The following is a 17,467-nucleotide window of genomic DNA, read 5'->3' as shown; positions in this document are numbered from 1 at the left end:
ATAGAAATCTTGTTTATTTAATTTTTATTACATTTGTTTAGTTTTTAATATTATTGGCATATAGCATAAACAGTTATAGTAGCTGTAATATTTTTAGTTGTATCACATCCTGCATACCAACTGTTATCACCATTAGGTCTGGAGACCGTTAACCAAACATATCCTTCTGCTGTATTACATTGACCGCCTCCACCTACAACTTTTTCTGAACCAGCGCAAGAAGCAACAGCTTCGGGGAAACGATAAGCAGAGGCAGATGCTGTTCTTATTACTGGACTTCCTGTTGATCCTCTCCATACACCATTAACACAAGATAAAATAGCCCCTTCTGACGTTCTTCCCTGTAATCCATTAGGAGAACATCCCCATCCTACATTCGCTTTTCCATTTATATAAACAAATGTATTAGCGTTTATTTGACCATCAGCATCAAGATTGCCAGTAGAATAAACATAGTTAGAGCTGATCTTTCTTGATGCCCATACGTAATCAACAACATCTACTCTTTCAGCAGTTACTGTTCCAGCAGAATTTATATTACCAGAAGAAATTTCAGTTGCATATAATACAGAATTAGTTTTAAGGTTAGATTCTCCAGCACTTATAGTGTTATCATCTAGCATGGTTAATCTTCCCCCATATTTCTCGAAATAAAGACCTCCATCACCTAATATTCTGAACCAGTTTTGAGTATAGGTATCGCCACGAGATATTACAGTTTTTCCAGAAACGGTATTACTTGAGTTTAAATTACCATATATTTGTCCATTTCCATGAACATTTAAATCAGATCTTAAAGTAGTTACGCCTGCTACATTTAATGTTGTTCCAACTGTAGCAGCAGCATTAGTTTTTAATATTCCTGTTGTAGTTGTTCCATTCGCAGTTATATTCTGAGCATTATAAACGCTTTGACCACCCATATTAAGGTTTCCGGTCATGGGTAAGGTTCCATCTCTACGGAGATAGATAGAATATAACGCGCTATTAAATCCTACACGGAAAGCTAATTGCCCTGCAGAGGTAATATTATTGAAATTGGCAGAAGTTTCTGACCATTGACCACCATAACCAAAAGCATTTGATGTAGTTCTGGTCATTCCGCTATCAATACCCGCTGTTTGCATGGCTTTCCCTAATAAATCATAACGTGTTTTTCCGCCTTCAATCCATGCCGTCGATGTCGTTATAAGACCATTAATAACATAGTTAGGTGAAGTTCCATCTCGTTTTAATATGATTTTATACGAGGATTTATTAGCATTAGTGCCTGTATAGGCTGAAGGTAGTAAACCTTCGTTAATCAATGTCTGGTAAGTAATTTCACATACTGAACCTGAACAGGTTCTTGGACCCGGATCGGTTCCTGTTCCGGCAGCATTGGATAAGGTTGATAATTTATCATAACGGATATTTATATAGCCATTAACTGCTTCACCGATCTGTTTCATTTGTTGACCGACAGTAGAAGCCATTATACTCTCCTGTTCATTTTTCATATCCTGAAACTTCATAAAAGCCACCATCGTCCCAACACCTAAAACAAGAGTTAATTCTAGTAAAGAGAATCCTTTTTTCATTTTCATCGTCCTTTTTATTTTCACGTATTAATTAATTATCAAATAACAAACAAAAATCAAGATGAAAGAAGAACTATATATAGAAGAATAAAAACCAATAAATGATAAAAAAGGCCCCTTTAAATAAGGAGCCAAAAAAAATAATTTATTAAAACATTGTTGTTAAATAGAAGTGAAGATCAATGTATTACTGTTAGCGTCAGAACAAGCACCTGCTGTTGCCGCTACGTCAAGCGTTCCACCTGCTGGTTTAACAGTTGTAGAGCCTACTTGAGCAATGTAGAAGTTACCTGCTGTTGCTGTCATGATCTTAGTACATTCTGCTGCTGGTACGTTATCATAAGTAATTGTGAAAGAAGAACCTGCTGCTGATGATGGACCAGTGTTAGCTACACCTAATGTTACAGCACCTTTGAATGCGTTGATTGGTGTTGCAGAGTTACCTGAACCGCTTAACATGTTGTCAGGGAAGATCTTCGCTTGAACTGCTACTGAGTTATTCAAACCAGTAAAGCTTGAAGCGGAAGTATAAAGGGCTTTAACACCAGCTTGGATTGTTGCGATGTTATTACTCTCAGCTTGTGAACGTTGTGATGCTTGCACTTTAGGATATACGATAAATGCTGCTACCACTAGCGCTGCGATAATACCAAGAACAAGTAATAGTTCTAAAAGTGAGAAACCTTTTTTACTTTTTATTTTTTTAATTAATACTGTATTTTTCATTTCCTTTATATCTCCATTGTTTAATAAAATGATATAAAGAAAATAATAAATTTAAAAATAAACGCAACCACTTAAAAAATATTATATACAAAGTAGCCGATAAGCGGATTACTTAACAGAAAATAAAAAGACCGTGTTCACTTACGGTCGCTTTATCGGGAGGATACCCCCATGACTTTATTAAATACCACCACAGCTTACAAGATTTGAATATGGAGTTATTCATCTGTGATGATAAAATGAAATACAATTAATATAAAATAATGTCAAATTTAATTCAATGAAAGTTGAATACATATAACATTTTATACTTATACAATGACTTCTATATTCCATTAAGTTTTTCGGCCTTTCATACTAGCCAGAAATAACATTCCGTTTCTTTTAAATCTTTCTTTATCATCTGGATGTAGGTGGGGTATCTCTAGTAGCATACCTAAAACAAGATCCTTATCCACCGTAAAAACATCACAATCAAGAGCCTTGGCAACTTCAGCCCCTAAAATTATTTTCTGACGTGTCTCTATCTGTTTAGCTTCTTTCTTAGACTTATATTGCAAACGATTTAAACGCATCTGAGCAGATGCTAATTGCTGCTCCAGTGTCTTTTTTATTCGTGGTTTCTTTCTGGTTTGCTCTTTATCTGAAATATCACTCATTTTCTATCCTCTTATAGTTCCATGATACATATATATTTCTTATATATATGTTAGTCAATGAGGATATTTGAAAAATTGGATTATTATTTCTTTTTATACGATGGGAACTTTTCTTTTAAAATGTTAAAGCAGTTGATAACATTTTCATGCTCTACTGAAAAATGATCTATACTCCTTTTCAGAAGATCATTGGCAACATCAACAACAAATTGGCTCCCTTCACTATGATCATAGACAGTAAATACATCAGCTATCCAATGATAGCAGCAAAGCGTCAACAAAATACAATAGTCTTGATATTCTTTAATGCCTGATAAAAAAGTACATCCGTTATAATCCACTTGCCTTGTTCTTCTATAATATTGTTTGAGCGTGGGCTTTATTATTATTAAATTATTTTTAACTATATCATAGTGAATGTCATCCTGAACGTAGTCGTTTTTAAGAAAAAAACTATTGCTGTGAACATATAAAGCATAGGCAATTGTTTCAGTAGATATTCCATATTTTTCGCATAAAGCCGTTGAGACAACAGGATTGTTTTCTATATATCTTATAAACTCACTTTCTTTCAAGTTTTTTGTTTTGGTTTTAGTTTTATTCATATATCCCTCACTATTATTATATCCGATTAACGACGGAAGGTTTCTGGTCTTTTCCACTCAAACACTACTGCATGACGTTCTTTGTCTCTTTCTTTTTTGATCTGACAAGATATACGATTGTTGAGGATCTTTTTTCGAGCGATTTTTAAAACTTCTTTCATTTCACATTTTACAAGCTTTCTACCTTTAATTTTCATTTCTTCATATATGGCATTATTGATAAAATCTCTTTCTTTAGCTGATAGTATCTTTAATCTTCCTTGCTCATCCGCATTATTTGATATGGTATTAATTGTTTCATCTTCTTTTTTTTCCATATCAACTTTACTCTTCTTTTGTTTTTTTGATTTTTGCTCTTTTCTAATCGAGCGGACTTGATCACGAGCAATAAATTTGACAGTTTGTTTTTCTTTTTTATTTAGTGCTTTACCTTTTAACTTAGCGGCTTCTTCCAGAAAATCATCTATTATCTTTTTTTCATTCTCAGTAAGATTTTGTATCCATCCCATTCTTAGTTTTTTTGTTTTACTTTCCATATCATTACCTTTTTATTTATATTTTTTAATTAATACAATTAAAAAACAAAAAACTCAAATTAATCCATGCACCATATTTAATTTATAAGCCTACTTATCTTTCGTTAGTGCCTTGATGAAATGGCACCTACCTACTGATATTTTTAAAATTATTTTTTTGTACTAGTAGTACTAGAATTTTATTAGATTAGGTTCTGGGGTTTTAGATAGCGACTTTCAGTCGTAGTAGTTTTCCGTCAGGAAAACTTAGTTTTTCTGCAAGCTTCACCCCCCTAACCCCCCGTAAAAAAATACTATTGTAATATTTTTTTTAGGTTCGCAGGTTGGCGATTCTCACCGTAGCTATTGAGTTCCAGCACGTTTCCATTACTGGGACACCCCATCGGACTCCTACGGATACATCATGATCATTTAAAGCATTTTCTCGTTTTACTAAAGAAAATTATACTACCGCTTTATAGATTTTAGATGAACGCTTCAAGTTGGTGGCTACCGACTTCCCCCCGTTTATATGCCACCTACAATAACCTAAGAACAAAACAGTTTTTAACACATGATGTCCAAAGATTCTTAGACCTGATACACAGGTTTAACGTTATTGCTTTTGAAGACTAAAATGTTTTTGGAAATGGTATTTGAAAAGCTTATAAAAAGTTGAGATTTAGATTTGACAAATATGAAAAGATTATTTAATACTTTATTATATTTGTAATCACGTTATTCCTCTAACTGATTACAAGGCTTCAAAAGTCGGCAAAACTTTTTTAGTCCTTAAAAAGTCAACTTTGATAAGTTGGCTTTTTTTGTATCTTTATTTTATTTACAACACAACATTTTACTTGTCAAATAAAACAACCTAACTTTATTAAAAATAAAAAAGACCAGACAAACTTAAATATATTTCGTCAAAAAACACATTTAACATATGATCTCATGGATTTTTATTTGATTTTTACTGTTTAATCAGCAATAACTCAAATGGTTATGATACAAAAGGTGATAACAAAAATGGTGTTTACAAGACTCTGCACAAAAATGCAACAAGCTCTATATGTAATCATGCAACATATACAATCAAAATCATTAACCTAAATCATCTAATATTCCCCACGTTACTTGACTCTCTTTCCTTATGGTTTATTTTTCACCCTTTGCTTTTTCACTCTTATTTTAAGTCCGAACCTACACCATCCATTTTTTTAAAAAAACTGTCGTTATAAGTCTGTTTTAGTGCATTTAGCTTTTCCCGCCTTACGGCGGGAGGGAAATTAACTCTTTTGCCCTTACGGGCGCTCTCTAAAACCATAATCATTAAGATTCGTGTAATACCTCAGCCGTTCATCCGAATCTAGCCCCGTTAATTTCACAGACATTAAAACTAGCGTTATTATTTAACTATAGAAAAGCTTTATACATTGTCGTTATTTTTAGCTCCTTTAGGAGATATAAAAATAAAGCAATGCCCACCTATACACTGCTACGCAGTGTGTGGGGTCTACCGACGGTTGCCTGCCGCAGGCTAACACCGTTTCCTTCGGAAACAAGGTCAACGTCAACACCAGAGTTTTTCTTGCGAAAAACTAAAACCAGCATAGTCGCATTGGAGAGTTATATTTTGGTTTGATATTTAAATTTATATTGAGGTTGTTTTTATTGTATGGCTATTTTTCATCTTGATTTTAAAATTGTGAAACGTTCAGAAGGCAGGTCTTCCGTTGCGAAGGCTGCCTATCATGCTCGTACACGTATAACAGATGAAAGAACAGGTGATACGTATGATTACAGTCGCCGTACTGATTTATATGGGCACTTCATATTAGCTCCAGCTAACGCACCAGAACACATCGTAAAAGATTCTACAGCATTGTGGAATGAAGTGGAAAAAGTTGAGCGCCAGAACAATGGTCAAACAGCCCGTTATTTCGATGTTTCCATTCCTACCGAGTTAAATAATGATGAAAAGAAAAAACTTGTCCTTGAGTATTGTCAGAAAAATTTCGTTGATAAAGGTATGATTGCTGATATCGCTTTCCATGATCTCGATAGCGACAACCCACATGCTCACGTTATGTTGACGTTAAAAACCATTGGCCCGGAAGGGTTTGGTAAAAAAGAAAGAAGCTGGAATGACAGAAAAATGTCTGTGTTGTGGCGTGAATCATGGGCATCTATGGCGAACAGCTACCTCGCTGCTGCTGGTTCGCCAGAACGTATTGATCATCGTTCCCTTCAAGCCCAGCACGAAGAGGCATTAGAAAAAGCGGCGGCTGCTCTGGACAATGAAGAACAAGCACTATGGCTTGCTAAAGCCGCTGAAACAAACCGTCCTCCAATGAAGCGTATCCATAGTGCCAAATGGCGTAGTAAAGCAGCACAAGAGCAAAGAGCAGCAGAACAGGCTGTTCGTGACGCTGCTAAACAAGAAGCTGTTGAAGTCTACAAAACATTCAGCGAACTTGATCTTGAAATCGTCGTTGATGTCAGAAGCTTCACGATTACACATCTTGCTGAACCAGAAGAAATTGTTTTACCTGAAACGCGATCCAGCTCTTCTACAAATGACGAACAAAGACCTTTACTGGTAGCACCAGCTCCTCATACTCGTATGCGTGGCGTTAAATCCTATCGTGATAAATCCAAAGTCAGTAAGGTTGTTGCTGGTAAGAAACCATCGGTCAGTATTTCTGATTATGAAACAAATACTATTTTGAAAACATCCACCTCTCAAAACCCAAACAGGGCATCCAGAAGCGCCCCTGACCGTGCAAGAAAGCATAAGACTACTCCACGTCAGGATAATATTTTTAAACGCTTCACAACTCTTGTCATAGATTTTTTTAAGCAGAAGTTTGTATGGGCTAAAGCAAACAAATCCCAAAATGATCTTATCAGTGAAGAACATGATAAACGTATTGCTGAAAACTATGTCTTTGATGAGGTATTAGGCCGTCATGTTCTACGCCCTGAATATGAGAAACGAGCTAAGTTTAACCAAGATGACTACAAGCCAACGACTGACGAGATCACCCGTTTCCCAAGCCGTCTTAAGCAGGATCAGGCAGAACACAATCAAAGTGAGAATCTCACCCCGTCTGTACCACTTGAGCAGATGGGAAAGGATAGCTATCCAAAGTTCAGGCCACCGGGATTACGAAGTAGAGATTCGTAGAGCTATAACAGAATGAAACTATAATATCATTTATCAGTTATAGCTTTGATTAGTTTACCAAAGCTGATAAGCCCACCCCGAGAAGTCAAATGATTAGGCAACTCTCTGGTTTTGGGAAATTTACGGTGTTTCGGACCAAAAGATAGTATTATTAGCTTTTTCTTAGTTGTAGGGTCATACCATCTGTAATGAATAACTGCTGCAGATGTTGCCCCAGATATATTTAAATCACGGATCTTGGCTTGGGTAGATGTTGAGTTAGGATCATATGGTCCAATATGATAATGCCAATGACCGCCTGCTTTATATCCTATAAGGATTGATATTTCATCACCATTAGTATCAGTCCAAGACGGCTTATTTTTCCCTCGAAGAAGTTTTCCATCTTCTACATCAAGAACAAATAGTGTTAAAAGACCAGCTTCGCAATTAGAAGTAAGATCATTAGTCAAGAGTGAGAAATCACAAAATTTCTCTCCTCTATAATTACCACTAATAAAATCAGGATGATAATAAACGATAGCAGGCATAGTAAATTAACGTATAATAGATTATTTATAAAAAAGGTGAGGGGTAGCCTCTTGCTCTTCACCAAGAACTGTTTTTGCAACCTGACGTTGCCACTCTAGAAGAGACTGTAAACGCTCTTCTCTTGTGCCATCACAAACAGGTGCTTTGATCAGGTCCGATTCGTCAATGTGCTCACCACGCTTGAGAAGCATTTCATGTTCTTTAGGCTTTAAACTCAACATAATAACCTCCTATCACTCTTAAATAAATTTAAGCCAAAAATCTCTTTTTGTCAATTATTTATACAGTTTCCTACTAAGAGCCTATCCATTAGGCTAGGCGTAATTGTTGCAGGCAGTTTAAGCACAAACAACGCTTCAATCCCGGAGCGTACAGGTAGTACGTAAGGATTTTGAGCACCACCTCGCTTCAAAATGACCAATTAAATAGGCTAATAGGATAGGCTCTTAGTCTTTACACATAGATACTGTAAAAATCATCAGTTCACTTCTTGATTTACCCCCTAATTTTAGGTATAAAATCAGGAAGTGACGAGTGATGCGAGAACCGTATGAACAATCAAATGCAGCGTAAGGTAGTTTTTGGTGATGAGGCAATTGCCAATGTTTCTAAATATGGGATTAGCGAGTATGCACTTCAAGCAGCTATAGAAGATGGTCTTCTGGAGATCAGACAAAGTACTGATCTAGATGCTAAAACAGATCCGGGGTCTCGTGCTTGGGGAGCGGTTATTCGTGGCTTGCGCCGTGAATTGCTTACTGATAGTGAAGAATGGAGCTTTTCATTTGTTAGCGGGTTAAACCTGACTCATAACAAGGATAAAGGGTTAAATATTCTCGTTATGAGTGGCGACAAGTACACTGGTCTTTTAGATGGGAATCCCAAGAGCAAAAACCCTAAAGGGGCTGCTACTGAAGTTCTGGTCGGTGAAAACTTTGAATTGTTTAATCCTGAAAAAGGGATTTCTCCCATTGTCGCATCAGAACCTGTTGATTCGATGATCAACTTTGTTCTCCTTTACTTTTTCGATTATGGTAATAAAGAAGTGCGCTATGAATTATCCATTCCCGATGGAATGAGCAATTCTGCTGGTAAAACGCGAATAGCTTCATGGAAGGAACGATACATTTTCGAAGCGATTCCGTTTGTTAATAAAGTTATCCCTCTTAAAGAAGAGTTTAACGAAACCCCTGCGTTCACAGTTATTAGAAACGAGTAGTTCGGATATCACATGGCAAAATTTAACCCTTCGCGCCTTAAACTTGCAAGGACAAGAAGAGGATTAACAATGACAGCCTTAGCAAAAAAAGCAGGGCTTTCTTTGAGAATGATCGTTGATTATGAGAAAGATTATTGCCTATATGAGCCATCTGAGCAAACTATAGCTTCATTTGTAGATGTTTTAAAATATCCTGCCGATTTTTTCTTCGGTGAAGATATTGAATCAATTGATCCTTCTACAGTATCTTTTCGTTCTCTGAAGAAAATGACATCTGCACAGGAAGGTGCAGCAATTGGTGCAGGTCAACTCGGATTGATTGTTAGTGACTATTTTGAACAGTATTTTAAATTACCAGAACTCAACCTAATTGATTTAAGAGGCGAAACACCTGAATCAGCTGCACGAGCACTTCGTGATTACTGGAAACTTGGCAGTAAAAGCATTTTTAACATGGTTCATTTGTTAGAAATGAATGGGATTAAAGTATTTTCATTATCAGAAAATACAGCGGAAGTTGATGCTTATTCGTTTTGGAAAGCAGGAAAGGCATATGTATTTCTGAACAACCAAAAAACTGCTGAACGAAGTAGATTTGATGCAGCTCATGAACTGGGGCATTTGGTTCTGCATAAACATGGAACACCTCAAGGCAAGGATATTGAAATTGAGGCTAATGAATTTGCTTCAGCGTTTTTAATGCCAAAAGAGAATATTCTAGCTGCAAAAATGCGCAATCCATCTTTAGATGCCGTGCTTCAACTTCGTCATAACTGGAAAGTATCTACCTTTGCTCTTATTTACCGTATGAGGCAAGCGGGAGCATTAACTACTTGGCAATATAATAATCTTGTAAGAGAAGCTTCTGCACGTGGGTTTAGATTGAGAGAGGATCAAGTAATGGAGCGAGAAAGATCTATGATCATTGACTCATTACTCGACGCCCTAGCTGATGATGGTATAACCTTACCGGTGATTTCTCGCCAGCTAAATATCCCTGTAGGGGAGCTTTCTAATCTGTTGTTCAGATTTGGTTTGATTCAAAGTATCTGAATGTTCAAATGAAGTGAGGCTAACAGATTAGCATTTCAAGATGTTAGCATTGTCCACTTATGGCACAGATCAGTCTGTCTGTAATTGTTTGTTGTATCAGTTTCAACTTTTTACATACAAAAAAACCATACCTAGATAAGTCAATGGTATGGTTTCCTGTATTAAGTCTGATTACATCCTTCTTCTAAACACAACATTATCAGAGAATATCGCCTTACCAGCTATAAACCCAACAGCAGCAATGATTGGTAGGCTGATAGTAGCTCCCGCCATACCTGTAGACATTCCGATCAGTATAGACAGGCCGAAGGCCAATAATATAACCACGAAAGCATACCAGCCGGGGAAGGTTCCATACAGAACCGTCGCCATGCAGCCGGTGCAGACATGGACACCCCTTTGGCTTTCTTTCAGGCAAAATGGACACTTGATGGTATTGTTTTCCATGATAGCCCCTTAGATCGCTTTCCAGCCATTGCTGGTTTTAACAAGATTAATCATGCCGTCTTCAGGTTCATTCATACCCTTGACGCTGGAGAACGCTTTTTTGTCCACCCATGCAGGAACATCCGCCAACTTCCATGTATAAGACACGCGAACAATTTTCTGATTACCGTTTCCCGGTTCAGTCCATTCCTTTATCTCAGCAACCGCACGATGACCAATACAGGCACCATTTTTACGATCCCAAAACTCAACCGCTTGGCCTTTGTCTGTTACTTCCAGAACATCGACACTGCTAAACCCATTTGCCTGTTGTGAAACAGTGAGCAGCCCTTGTTCAGCAAGTCCTTTCAGGATTTCATCACTGGCACTGTATCCGGCAGAACGGTAGCCACGGTTAACCTTAATCGGAAAACCTTTGTTGAATACAATATCGTTGTCCTGCAGGGAGTAGCACAGCTTTGATTGTGATATTTTTGCGTTGATCGCTTTCTCAAAGTCGCCTTTTTCACCGCATCCCGATACAAGAGCAGCAAGACCCGCCACGAGTAAAAATTTACGCATAGTGTTATCCCAGAGTTAATGGTTGATTGTGCCGTTTCTCAGAACAACGAGACGAACTGGCATATCGGCATTGTTGACGGTAGCGAATCCACGGACTTCGAAATTGTTTACCGTTCCGGTGACGCTGATTTTCTGGCCTTTCTTATAGGTAAGAACTGCATCATCAATACCAGAGTAGTAATCCAGCCATACCATGCCACCGCAGTAGCTTGTATCGGCTGTTTTAAAGAGCAGGTAATAGTTAGGGGCTGTTTTGGGCATTCCCGTCATCATATCGCTGGCACTTCTGCCCTTCGTAACTTCCAGAACAGTGGCATTGGTGATAGAGATCCTTTTGCCAGTCCACTGTTTCTCTGCTGCCATTGCGTTTTCTTCATAGTCTTTGCAGACAGCACCAAGGCCAGATACAGACGATACCGGGCCAAGGCTTTGAGTGGTGGCAGTTCCCCCCAGCGCTTTACCTACTGAAGACAACGAAGAACTGATTGCTCCATTAACTGTATTCACGCCATCGTTGAGCTGCTGGCATCCTGTTAGTGCGGCAGCAGACAGTACCAGTGGCATCACTATCCGTAATTTCATATCTATCCCCAATGTGTGGAAACTTTATGTCAAAGACAGCCCTACCCATAGGTTGGTCTCTCTGGGCTGAAAAAAAGCATTAATCAATTGATAGGATTCAATTTATTTTTCTGTTCGTCATATCGTTTGTATCGATCGAATTCAAATCATTTGATAGTTTTAGGCTATCATATATACACAATCGATCGTTATAAACAATTATAACACCGATCAATTGACACCCATTCAATAGCTACAGCCTATCAAAAGCATTTTATTGATCTTTTATATCGATCGATAAGTGGTGTAATGTGCACGAAGAGCCATGTCAGTAGCTGTTTGCACATGGATGGAGATAGAAAGGTATAGGTCGGAACAGGTAATACCCTGTCGGCCATTACGCAGACAGAGATTGTTAGATCTCAGGTAACGTAGCTATCTTCAGATATGGTGTTGCAAAAACCTGTATGCAATGCATGTTTTAATATGCTGTTTCATATGGAATGGTTGCTACCATTCAGATTTTTCAATCATCTTCCAAAGCACTCACACCGCTTGCCGGGAAATTGGTTTTCATATTATTCGATATCTTCGGAACTAAGGACTCTATTGTTTCTTCGCTAACTTGGCTCAGTTCAGAAATCAATCTTCTGTATGTATTAATCATTCGTTCCTGATCACACTCATTTGCTGATTCTGATAAGAAGAAATAGTCATAATCTTTGACATGGATATTATCACCATTTTGCAAAGTTAGTTTTATTCCTTGTTCATTCTCTTCAACATCTTTAACAATACAAGTCATAAATGGTATTTTTTATTTGTATGAAAGAGCGTAATAATCTTAATGTTGTTCATTCTTTATTTTCCTTCTTTTTTATTATTAATACCATATCGAATCGGTAAAAATCAAATTTAACTCATTTAATAAACGTTTTACCTGTTTTTTCTTATTCTTTTGAAAAGATATTTCTCTTATGAGCTAAAGCTCATGTGCTGACGCACGGCTACGCCCTAACACTGTAAAATATATTTAACGATTTAACAATGGTCCTTGCTATGTTTTAGGGTAAAGCCAAAAGGATCAACATCTATTCTTTTATTCATGATTAAATATTTTCGATCCTATATTTCATAACAGCATTAGCACTAAAAGATATAGTATTTGCTCTTAAACGCATAGGAAAACTATATTCATAGAAGCAGCACTTAGTGATTGCTCAAGACAATCACACTGCTGAAACAGGGTTCACCCCTGTTAACGATGGATTTATCCATAAAGAATTGCGGCAGTAGCCGCTAATGTAAGATTAGTACAATTAATTTTACCACTTCATGTACGATTTCATTTTTAAGACATTTTATATACTAGCTTTACCTTAAACTTAATTAAGACATCATATTGAAAACAGATCTTTTATTATGAGCCTCCTCTCATGGCTTCGCCCTTTTTCTATATTAATGATAAATCCATCGAGGCTATAGCATTTGCTCTTAAACACATAGTAAAACTATATCCTCAATAGCAGCACTGAGTGATTGTCAGAAACAATCACATTGCTGAAACAGGGTTCATCCCTGTTAATGATAGATTTATCCATAAAGAATTGCGGCAGTAGCCGCTAATACAGTTAAAAGTAAATTCCATTCTTTACAACAAAACTATGATTATCAATTTAGCAACAGAAAGCAGCGCTTCGTGATTGTAAAAAACAATCACTTCGCTGAAAATACACCCCAAGAAAACCATATGTTTTTACGTAAAACGCTCTGCACATAAGATAAAAGGAAAACTGGACTCTCTTAACTTCTTACTAATTATTTAATTATAAGCACTCTCCCAGCCCAATAAAATCGGGGCTTCACACCTTTTTTTCCTATGTTTAAACATAGCAGACACCTATGTTTAAACATAGAACCCTCCTATGTTTAAACATAGCGGAATCTATGTTTAAACATAGTTTTTTTAACATATAGCAACATCATAATAATAAAAGTTCTATTTTATTTATAGTTTAACTATTGACTTTCATTTTTCTGCATAGTATTAAATAGGCATAATAAGAACTATAAGAGAGAATAATATGAATACTAATGACACTGAACTACTTCGCTTATTTGAAACATTAACCACAGAGCAAAAGATTGATATCGCAAGACACTTGCTACAAAACAAAGATATAAAATCAACCACCGTTATTGCAACAGAAGAAGATAAAGCGATCTCATTTGCACAGCCTTATGTTTTTGCTTTTACTTCAAACTTTCGTGTTTTTTCTGATCTGGATATATCTAAGAATGAATTCCGCGTGTTGACTTATATCTTAGAATATATGGAGTTTGGAAACCTAATCAACCTCTCACAGTCATCACTCTGTAAAGCGTTGAATATCGCATCCGGTAATATGTCAAACATATTCAAAAAGCTAAAACAAAAAGGTATTCTCGTTGAACATCATGGACACCTGTATATCAACTCTAATATTTTTGCCAAGGGTATGAGTCATCAACTTGATGAAAAACGTAAAGAGCATTTGAGTAATGCAAGAAATGTTCAGGCTGAGATTGAACAATACCCTGATGGTTATCAAAATCTTTCTCAACAGGAAAGACGAGGATTAGCCCTCGAAACAGTAAATCAAAATGTTTATACAGATGCTTTTATTTTTAGCAAGAAGAAAAAGAACAATGCAGTTCCTAATGCTAAAAACAGTATCAAGATAGATAAACCCCGCAAGGTATATAAACGAACAAAAGAAAATGAAGCAAATAGACAAGATTTAGTTAATATCACTAACCACTTAAAAGCTGTTTCCTAAATAATAACAAGGAATGAAAATGAAAAAGCTACCCGGTTCACTTGAAATAAAACTTCATGAAAAACTATCAAAAAACGACATTCTGAATGTCTTAGCAGAACATATGACGATGCTTGAGGAAACATTTGGCATTGAAGAGTTCAAACTCTATTCTTTTCTTGAATGTTATATTGATAGTAAAAAACAGTCCTTTTATCATGAAGAACATAATACTGTTGTAAATTCATTTGACTTACAAGGTAATGAGAAACTTGAGAACACAGCAAAAATAATTTCAAAAGATGGTAATAAAAGAATCGTCTCTTTTGATAAAAATATCGATGTAGATAGAATACGTTTAACAGTTGGAAGTATTCAGAAACATAATCCGTATCGATATTGGTCTAACAATATTCAAGTCATTCCATCATCAGTAGTCAGCAACATCATTCAAGATAAAGAAAGCCAACTACAATTAGAAAGAGATAAACTTTACTTCCTCAACCAACTGAGACGTAAACAAGAAGAGGAACAAAGGCGTAAAGAGCGTGAGGAATTTGAGCGTCCATTGAAATCACTCATTACAAAAAAGATCATGGAAAGCGGCCTAACTGATTTAGAGTTCAAAAGAACAATATGTTCAAGCTTTGACTATATAAAGAGCCGTTCTGTAATAGCAAAATACCTAGCCAATAAACCTGATTTGTTAGAAAAATATCATGACTCCAGAATAATACGAATGTCCATTAAAAATGATGAAGGTAAAGTCGGCAAGGTTGAACTTTATGATCTTTCTGGAACACTAATTTTTGAAAGCTATAAAAACAATTAAGAGAGTTATGATATGCAATGTTCTTGTGATAAAAATGGTGCTGATTTAAAAGGTATAAAAGGTAATAATCATCCATTTTCTATTGAGGAAAGAAAATGGGCTGCCGAGGCAGTAGCTGATTGTTATAAAAGAATTGAAAATGTAAATGCAAAACGGCTGAATTCAGAATGTTAATTTAATGAATTCGGTAATTATCGCAAATAATATATCTGATATACACGTCGAAATAATTCTAGTGGAGGAAATAACATGCAATGTTCATGTGGTAGAGAAATGACAGAGAGGTTTTCTGTTTCTAAGAAATGCAACTTGAGATGGGAATACTCTTTTTGTAAGTCTTGTGGAAGAATCGATGCAGATTATCTTTATAGCTACGATAAAACACAGTTTATTGAACGAGGTTATTCAGCAAGGCTAAATTATAGAGATATGACAAGGAAAATAGATAATTAAATTAAAACCGCGCCCCTGACCATGAAAGAAAGGATAAGACTACTCCACGTCAGGATAATATTTTCAAACGTTTCACAACTCTTGTCATAGATTTCTTCAAAGAAAAATTTGTATGGGCTAGATCAAGCAGAGTTAAGCATGATCCTGTCAGTACAGAACATGATAAACGTATTACTGAAAACTTTGTCTTTGATGAAGTATTAGGTCATCATGTTTCTCGTGCTGAATATGAGAAACAAGCTAAGTTTAACAGTGATACTTACAAACCAACACCTGATGAGATTCGACGTTTCCCAAGCCGTCCTAAGCACGAACGAGTCAATGCAGATAATAACATGGATTTTATACCGACTGTTTCAACAATAAATGATAAAAATCATACTCCTCGTTTAAGGCCACCTACACGCCGTGGCCTAGATAAACTATAGAATAACTTATATTGCTGTTATGCAATTAGTAACACAATTTTGTTTATTCATATTAATAAGATCGCATCTGCATAATCATTTAATAGCCTCTATATATTCTATGAAATCATTTTCCCATCCTTTTATTCTGATTGTTTTAGGGTGAGGCGCTCTAATCGTATGTTCTGGGAGGTCTGGATGGTATAATCTTACGAAATGTTTTTCTGGCAATCCATTTATGTTTTCAAACATTAAATCTTCATATAAAGACGTTAGTCGATAATCATATTTATGATTTGTGAAGAAAACACATATATCAGGAGTAAGAATATTAATTTCCTCCTTTAATATATAATCAAACGATGATATATCTCTAGCTAGCTCGGTATAATCTGGTGATCCGCAATCAACATCAAACCGATTCAGATTTGACCATGCAATTGCATATGGTTCAATACCAAGCGCTCGCTCTACTTTCCTTATGATATTCCAGAATGGACTGCTATAATATGATACGCCAAAATCGAACTCCTCATATGTTTCAAGCTGTTCATTAATATCGGGAGAGTTGCACCATCCATAGGTTTCCTGTCCTATAACCATCAATTTATTATGCTGATGAAAATAATTTTTTAGCTTTAAAAGGAGGGGGCCATGTAAGTTATTATCTGAATGTTTTTCACGGTAATTATTTAATGCGTTAATGTTGTTGACATATAGCATATTAAGTCTTTTATTCATATTCTTTCCATTTTTAACTAATATCATAATAACATAAATAGTTATTATGATATTATTCGATTTGTAGACAGTCAACCTCTTTTTATAATAGGGTTATTATTTTTTATTTCATCATGGTTACAATAATCACATTCATTTATACTGCTAAAATAATATGAGCATGTATTTTTAAAACATTCTTCCTGAAAATTCCATCTACTACTTACACACGGCTATGCCCTAATACTGAATCAATTATTTCGTTTTAGCGTATAACTTATATGGTAAATTTAAATTTTCTAGTTTCGTTATAGATTATTTCCTTATGATAATTGATAATGATCACATCTTGAAATGTAGCATGTTATTTACAACCTATGATATTTGATCTTAAACGTATAATAAAACTATATTTTCAGCAGCAGCGCTTAGTGATTATTCCTAACAATCACTAAGCTGAGATATAAATTCAAGAGAGGAAACCAATGCAATAAAAAGTAAAACTGCCTCCTAAAGCATCTATGATTAGTTGTTCTCATCTTCACTAACTGAATAATGAAGAAAAAAATGCTCTCAGGCCAGTTATAGCTAAAAAACAAGTACCGACTTC

Annotated in this window: 18 protein-coding genes and 1 pseudogene; 7 read left to right on the top strand and 12 right to left on the bottom strand. The window is 35.8% G+C overall.

Going from position 1 to position 17,467, the window contains the following annotated elements:
- Positions 1-50: 50 nt before the first annotated feature.
- From HV350_RS10270 to HV350_RS10250, 5 genes are all read right to left on the bottom strand, one after another.
- Positions 51-1,580 carry a prepilin cleavage protein gene (locus HV350_RS10270; RefSeq protein WP_181630418.1) on the bottom strand — a complete coding sequence of 510 codons (1,530 nt, stop codon included), beginning with the start codon at positions 1,578-1,580 and terminating at the stop codon, positions 51-53.
- 162 nt (positions 1,581-1,742) lie between these two features.
- On the bottom strand, positions 1,743-2,306 hold the full coding sequence (locus HV350_RS10265; protein WP_071845384.1) for a type 4 pilus major pilin: 564 nt from the start codon (positions 2,304-2,306) through the stop codon (positions 1,743-1,745).
- A gap of 335 nt (positions 2,307-2,641) precedes the next feature.
- A complete protein-coding gene (locus HV350_RS10260; protein ID WP_001548707.1) occupies positions 2,642-2,965 on the bottom strand; it encodes a conjugal transfer protein TraD in 324 nt (107 codons plus the stop codon).
- A gap of 83 nt (positions 2,966-3,048) precedes the next feature.
- Entirely contained in the window at positions 3,049-3,570 is a 522-nt protein-coding gene (locus tag HV350_RS10255; RefSeq protein WP_001548708.1) for a hypothetical protein, read from the bottom strand.
- Between the two features lie 26 nt (positions 3,571-3,596).
- Positions 3,597-4,106, bottom strand: a complete 510-nt coding sequence (locus HV350_RS10250) for a hypothetical protein (protein WP_063623202.1) — start codon at positions 4,104-4,106, stop codon at positions 3,597-3,599.
- Positions 4,107-5,763: 1,657 nt separating this feature from the next.
- On the opposite strand from HV350_RS10250, the gene mobQ reads away from it, so the two are divergent.
- Entirely contained in the window at positions 5,764-7,275 is a 1,512-nt protein-coding gene (gene mobQ / locus HV350_RS10245) for a MobQ family relaxase (protein ID WP_032730747.1), read from the top strand.
- A gap of 26 nt (positions 7,276-7,301) precedes the next feature.
- Here the strand turns inward: mobQ and HV350_RS10240 are convergent, their stop codons facing one another.
- Together HV350_RS10240 and HV350_RS10235 are read right to left on the bottom strand one after the other, a co-directional pair.
- Complete coding sequence (locus tag HV350_RS10240) at positions 7,302-7,805, bottom strand: hypothetical protein (protein ID WP_016240051.1); 504 nt, start codon at positions 7,803-7,805, stop codon at positions 7,302-7,304.
- Positions 7,806-7,826: 21 nt separating this feature from the next.
- Positions 7,827-8,027, bottom strand: a complete 201-nt coding sequence (locus HV350_RS10235; RefSeq protein ID WP_016240050.1) for a hypothetical protein — start codon at positions 8,025-8,027, stop codon at positions 7,827-7,829.
- A 329-nt stretch (positions 8,028-8,356) separates the two neighbouring features.
- Here HV350_RS10235 and HV350_RS10230 point away from each other — a divergent pair, with 329 nt between their 5' ends.
- A complete protein-coding gene (locus HV350_RS10230; protein WP_016240049.1) occupies positions 8,357-9,025 on the top strand; it encodes a hypothetical protein in 669 nt (222 codons plus the stop codon).
- 12 nt (positions 9,026-9,037) lie between these two features.
- Positions 9,038-10,078, top strand: coding sequence for an ImmA/IrrE family metallo-endopeptidase (locus tag HV350_RS10225; protein WP_063930100.1), 1,041 nt, complete (start codon positions 9,038-9,040; stop codon positions 10,076-10,078).
- Between the two features lie 171 nt (positions 10,079-10,249).
- Here HV350_RS10225 and HV350_RS10220 read toward each other — a convergent pair whose 3' ends face one another.
- The 4 genes from HV350_RS10220 to HV350_RS10205 form a co-directional block, all read right to left on the bottom strand.
- Positions 10,250-10,525, bottom strand: coding sequence for a membrane protein (locus HV350_RS10220; RefSeq protein WP_048260929.1), 276 nt, complete (start codon positions 10,523-10,525; stop codon positions 10,250-10,252).
- A gap of 9 nt (positions 10,526-10,534) precedes the next feature.
- On the bottom strand, positions 10,535-11,086 hold the full coding sequence (locus HV350_RS10215) for a lipoprotein (RefSeq protein ID WP_032730749.1): 552 nt from the start codon (positions 11,084-11,086) through the stop codon (positions 10,535-10,537).
- Between the two features lie 15 nt (positions 11,087-11,101).
- Positions 11,102-11,668: a hypothetical protein gene (locus HV350_RS10210; RefSeq protein ID WP_032730750.1), complete on the bottom strand. Its 567-nt coding sequence runs from the start codon at positions 11,666-11,668 to the stop codon at positions 11,102-11,104.
- 505 nt (positions 11,669-12,173) lie between these two features.
- Complete coding sequence (locus tag HV350_RS10205) at positions 12,174-12,452, bottom strand: hypothetical protein (RefSeq protein WP_001548720.1); 279 nt, start codon at positions 12,450-12,452, stop codon at positions 12,174-12,176.
- 1,279 nt (positions 12,453-13,731) lie between these two features.
- On the opposite strand from HV350_RS10205, the gene HV350_RS10200 reads away from it, so the two are divergent.
- The 4 genes and pseudogenes from HV350_RS10200 to HV350_RS26635 all read left to right on the top strand — a co-directional run.
- Positions 13,732-14,466 carry a replication/maintenance protein RepL gene (locus tag HV350_RS10200; RefSeq protein ID WP_001515489.1) on the top strand — a complete coding sequence of 245 codons (735 nt, stop codon included), beginning with the start codon at positions 13,732-13,734 and terminating at the stop codon, positions 14,464-14,466.
- Between the two features lie 19 nt (positions 14,467-14,485).
- A complete protein-coding gene (locus tag HV350_RS10195) occupies positions 14,486-15,277 on the top strand; it encodes a hypothetical protein (RefSeq protein WP_001515488.1) in 792 nt (263 codons plus the stop codon).
- Positions 15,278-15,289: 12 nt separating this feature from the next.
- Positions 15,290-15,451, top strand: coding sequence for a hypothetical protein (locus HV350_RS10190; RefSeq protein WP_001515487.1), 162 nt, complete (start codon positions 15,290-15,292; stop codon positions 15,449-15,451).
- A 290-nt stretch (positions 15,452-15,741) separates the two neighbouring features.
- Positions 15,742-16,158 (top strand): annotated as a pseudogene (locus HV350_RS26635) (molybdopterin-guanine dinucleotide biosynthesis protein MobA); the annotation flags it as partial.
- A gap of 75 nt (positions 16,159-16,233) precedes the next feature.
- On the opposite strand, the gene HV350_RS10185 reads toward HV350_RS26635, so the two are convergent.
- Entirely contained in the window at positions 16,234-16,878 is a 645-nt protein-coding gene (locus HV350_RS10185; RefSeq protein ID WP_032730751.1) for a hypothetical protein, read from the bottom strand.
- Positions 16,879-17,467: the final 589 nt, after the last annotated feature.

The sequence above is a fragment of the Citrobacter sp. RHBSTW-01013 genome, assembly GCF_013781985.1.
GTDB classification, from domain to species: domain Bacteria; phylum Pseudomonadota; class Gammaproteobacteria; order Enterobacterales; family Enterobacteriaceae; genus Citrobacter; species Citrobacter braakii.
Note: the sequence above shows the minus strand (reverse complement) of the source record. Positions and strands in the feature narration are given on the sequence as shown.

What these genes read in the sequence shown, in the direction of transcription:
- HV350_RS10210 (WP_032730750.1), bottom strand. Translation starts at nt 11,668, where the DNA reads ATGAAATTACGGATAGTGATGCCACTGGTACTGTCTGCTGCCGCACTA.
- HV350_RS10260 (WP_001548707.1), bottom strand. Translation starts at nt 2,965, where the DNA reads ATGAGTGATATTTCAGATAAAGAGCAAACCAGAAAGAAACCACGAATA.
- HV350_RS10270 (WP_181630418.1), bottom strand. Translation starts at nt 1,580, where the DNA reads ATGAAAAAAGGATTCTCTTTACTAGAATTAACTCTTGTTTTAGGTGTT.
- HV350_RS10220 (WP_048260929.1), bottom strand. Translation starts at nt 10,525, where the DNA reads ATGGAAAACAATACCATCAAGTGTCCATTTTGCCTGAAAGAAAGCCAA.
- mobQ (WP_032730747.1), top strand. Translation starts at nt 5,764, where the DNA reads ATGGCTATTTTTCATCTTGATTTTAAAATTGTGAAACGTTCAGAAGGC.
- HV350_RS10195 (WP_001515488.1), top strand. Translation starts at nt 14,486, where the DNA reads ATGAAAAAGCTACCCGGTTCACTTGAAATAAAACTTCATGAAAAACTA.
- HV350_RS10225 (WP_063930100.1), top strand. Translation starts at nt 9,038, where the DNA reads ATGGCAAAATTTAACCCTTCGCGCCTTAAACTTGCAAGGACAAGAAGA.
- HV350_RS10250 (WP_063623202.1), bottom strand. Translation starts at nt 4,106, where the DNA reads ATGGAAAGTAAAACAAAAAAACTAAGAATGGGATGGATACAAAATCTT.
- HV350_RS10235 (WP_016240050.1), bottom strand. Translation starts at nt 8,027, where the DNA reads ATGTTGAGTTTAAAGCCTAAAGAACATGAAATGCTTCTCAAGCGTGGT.
- HV350_RS10200 (WP_001515489.1), top strand. Translation starts at nt 13,732, where the DNA reads ATGAATACTAATGACACTGAACTACTTCGCTTATTTGAAACATTAACC.
- HV350_RS10205 (WP_001548720.1), bottom strand. Translation starts at nt 12,452, where the DNA reads ATGACTTGTATTGTTAAAGATGTTGAAGAGAATGAACAAGGAATAAAA.
- HV350_RS10255 (WP_001548708.1), bottom strand. Translation starts at nt 3,570, where the DNA reads ATGAATAAAACTAAAACCAAAACAAAAAACTTGAAAGAAAGTGAGTTT.
- HV350_RS10215 (WP_032730749.1), bottom strand. Translation starts at nt 11,086, where the DNA reads ATGCGTAAATTTTTACTCGTGGCGGGTCTTGCTGCTCTTGTATCGGGA.
- HV350_RS10230 (WP_016240049.1), top strand. Translation starts at nt 8,357, where the DNA reads ATGAACAATCAAATGCAGCGTAAGGTAGTTTTTGGTGATGAGGCAATT.
- HV350_RS10185 (WP_032730751.1), bottom strand. Translation starts at nt 16,878, where the DNA reads ATGAATAAAAGACTTAATATGCTATATGTCAACAACATTAACGCATTA.
- HV350_RS10190 (WP_001515487.1), top strand. Translation starts at nt 15,290, where the DNA reads ATGCAATGTTCTTGTGATAAAAATGGTGCTGATTTAAAAGGTATAAAA.
- HV350_RS10240 (WP_016240051.1), bottom strand. Translation starts at nt 7,805, where the DNA reads ATGCCTGCTATCGTTTATTATCATCCTGATTTTATTAGTGGTAATTAT.
- HV350_RS10265 (WP_071845384.1), bottom strand. Translation starts at nt 2,306, where the DNA reads ATGAAAAATACAGTATTAATTAAAAAAATAAAAAGTAAAAAAGGTTTC.